This is a genomic window from Chamaesiphon sp. OTE_8_metabat_110 (assembly GCF_031382685.1).
Classification (GTDB): domain Bacteria; phylum Cyanobacteriota; class Cyanobacteriia; order Cyanobacteriales; family Chamaesiphonaceae; genus Chamaesiphon.
Genome location: NZ_JANMZA010000133.1, coordinates 1 through 2,941, shown reverse-complemented (window position 1 = coordinate 2,941; position 2,941 = coordinate 1). Strand labels below are relative to the sequence as shown.

4 protein-coding genes are annotated in these 2,941 nt (G+C 45.7%); 3 read left to right on the top strand and 1 reads right to left on the bottom strand.

From position 1 onward, the window contains the following. From RMO52_RS24640 to RMO52_RS04635, 3 genes are all read left to right on the top strand, one after another. Positions 1-156: addiction module protein (locus RMO52_RS24640; RefSeq protein WP_396134884.1), on the top strand; the 156-nt coding region annotated here is incomplete at its 5' end. A 194-nt stretch (positions 157-350) separates the two neighbouring features. Then, the gene (locus RMO52_RS04640) at positions 351-860 is read left to right on the top strand and encodes a hypothetical protein (protein ID WP_310411328.1); all 510 of its coding nucleotides are present in this window, start codon (positions 351-353) and stop codon (positions 858-860) included. Continuing rightward, positions 857-1,546 carry a hypothetical protein gene (locus RMO52_RS04635; protein WP_310411325.1) on the top strand — a complete coding sequence of 230 codons (690 nt, stop codon included), beginning with the start codon at positions 857-859 and terminating at the stop codon, positions 1,544-1,546. Before RMO52_RS04640 ends, RMO52_RS04635 begins: the two co-directional genes overlap by 4 nt. 62 nt (positions 1,547-1,608) lie before the next feature. On the opposite strand, the gene RMO52_RS04630 is transcribed toward RMO52_RS04635, so the two are convergent. Next, on the bottom strand, positions 1,609-2,941 hold a 1,333-nt coding region (locus tag RMO52_RS04630; RefSeq protein ID WP_310411322.1), incomplete at its 5' end, for an NADPH-dependent assimilatory sulfite reductase hemoprotein subunit.

The following is a 2,941-nucleotide window of genomic DNA, read 5'->3' as shown; positions in this document are numbered from 1 at the left end:
GGTATCTTAGATAGTATCGCCGCAGAACAAGTTGACTGCAATCTTACAGAACCACAAAAGCGCGAGCTCGATCGACGTATTGATGACTATGAAGCAAATCCTGACGAGGTAATGACTTGGGCAGAAGTTAAAGCTTCGATTAAGGCGCAAGCATGAATTATGTATTGGTGTTCCGCTTAGAAGCTCGTAACGAACTTGATGAAGCGTACAACTTGTCGAGATTAATTAATGTTTACAAACTTCGTGGATAGATTCTAAGCCAACCCGATCGCATTTTCCACCACTCCGATTTCAACTTGCGTCTATTCTCTATTTGCGAATATAGAATAGAAATAATAGTTACTATTTCTATGCTCAAACCTCAAGATATTCCAATCCTGCTCAAGACACATCTGTGGCACGATCGACAGTGGCGGTATAGCGATCTAGCTGAAAGCTTAGGTATGAGTGCTTCCGAAGTCCATGGCTCCCTCAAGCGTAGTGCCATTGCCAAACTTTACAACCCCCTCAACCAGCAACCGTTGACACCTCACTTGTTAGAACTCTTGATTCATGGCTTGAAATATATCTATCCTGCTACTCCAGGGACATTGGTACGAGGAATGCCTACCGCTCACTCGATTTCACCATTGAAAGAACAGATTATCAGCTCTCAAGAGCCTTTGGTTTGGGCATTTCCGACTGGAACAGAGATTGGATTAGCACTTATCCCCCTCTATCCATCTGTGCCCCTAGCAGCTAGTTTAGATCCTCAGTTATATGAATTATTGGGGTTGGTAGACGCTCTCCGAGTGGGACGGATTCGGGAACAACAGTTGGCTGCTATTGGACTACAAGAACGATTGGGGGCAGCACTGTGAGCGATAAATCTATTGACATGCTGATGGTGGTAGCGAGGGTATTAAACCAATTACCACAACCAGTTGTTTACACTGGTGGCGCAACGATTTCGTTGTATCTAGATGCTTTAAGTGCTAGAGATATGCGTCCAACTGAGGATGTAGATTGTGTCGTTGAAGTTACATCCCAACGCGAATATTACCAATTATCCGCAACACTCAGAGCATTGGGATTGAGCGAAGATACTTCCCCTGGCGCGCCTTTGTGTCGATGGCTGTGTGAGGGTGTAAAACTGGATGTGATGCCAGTCGATCCTCAAATTTTGGGCTTTGGCAATCGTTGGTATAAGCGGGGAGTAGCTGACGCGCTCGACTTAACCTTGCCTAACGGAATCGAAATTAAAATATTTACGATCGCCTATTTACTTGCATCAAAAATTGAGGCTTTTGGCAGTCGTGGACGCAATCAATTTTACTTTAGCAAAGACTTTGAGGACATCATTACCCTGTTTAATGGTTGCCCAAATTTAATTGTAGAAATCGCCGCAAGTGAGGCAGAAGTTAGAATATTCATTACTGAATGGGTGAGAACCGAGCGAAAGAATTTGGATGCAATGGCTCCAGCATTTCTATTAAACAGCGATCGATTGGCAGGTAGGGATAAGTTGCTACTAGAAACGATCGTTAAAATAGGGGAAATATTGTAACGACTAAAAAATCGCGATGTTTCCCCTACTTCCACATCGAAAAGAGGGCAAGTTCTTCTATTTTAGTGCTTACAAACTTCGCGAATGGATTCTAAACCAACGCGGTTGCAAAAATCACCAAAACCTTCATCAGGCTTACGATCGATCTTAAAGTACTCCAACATCGGCGTGAAGAAAGTCTCCAGATCGTTAATGTGCATTCTGTCTGTGTATACCTGCGCCAGACGAGTCTGCGCGGGACAACCAGCCAACCACACTTGATAACTTTCGGGGAAACTACCGACGAAACCGACTTCTGCCATATATGGGCGGGCGCAACCGTTGGGGCAACCTGTCATGCGGATGACGAATTGCTCGTCAGGTAAGCCTAATTTGTCCAGGAGGACGCGAAAACGCTCATTGACGCTTGGAGCCACGCGCTCGGATTCAGTGACCGCTAGACCGCAGGTAGGCAGGGCTGGGCACGCCATCGAGTAGCGGACGAGCGGATCGATGTTGAGCGGATCTGGTTCGATGCCATTGTCGAGCAGGATTTTATGAATATTATCTCGATCGGCTGGCTCGATATCGTAAATCAGCACGTTCTGATGGGGAGTCACGCGCATCGGGATTTGATAAGTTTGGACGATTTCTCTTAACGCCGTGCGGAGTTTAAAATCGCCTTCGTCTTTAATACGTCCATTGACAACTGAGATCCCCAGAAATACCTTACCGTCGCCTTGATCGTGCCAACCTAAGAAATCGATATATTTAAAGGCTGTAAGTTGCTTGAGGGGTTGAATTTTTTTGCCGTAATATTCTTCAACTTTGGCTTTGAATTTAGCTACGCCCCAATCGTGAATCAGGTACTTCATCCGCGCGTGACGGCGGTTGGTGCGATCGCCATAATCGCGTTGAGTAGACACGATTGCTTTAACTAGATCGTAGATATTTGCTTTAGTTACATAGCCGATCGGATCGGCTATGCGGGCGAATGTTTCTTCTTTATTATGGGTGCGTCCTAAACCGCCACCAGCATAAACATTAAAGCCCAATAATTGTCCTTTAGCATTAGTAATTACTACCAATCCTAAGTCTTGAGAGAAAATATCGATCGAGTTATCGCCAGGTACAGTGATCGCAATTTTAAATTTGCGGGGCATGTATTGCATCCCATACAGTGGCTCTAGATCTCCAGGGAAAATTGTATGGTTGGTGTCGTGTGCTAGTGCCGCTTTTACTTCCGGTACGGGTTCACCAGTAATGGCTTTTTCTCCATCCAACCACACCTCATAATACGCACCTGACTGGGGCGTGAGCAGATCGGCAATCCGATCGGCATAAGTTAGGGCATATCTATACTCTGGCTTATTCTTGAAGGGTGCTGGGGGTGCCATCACGTTGCGGTTCAAGTCG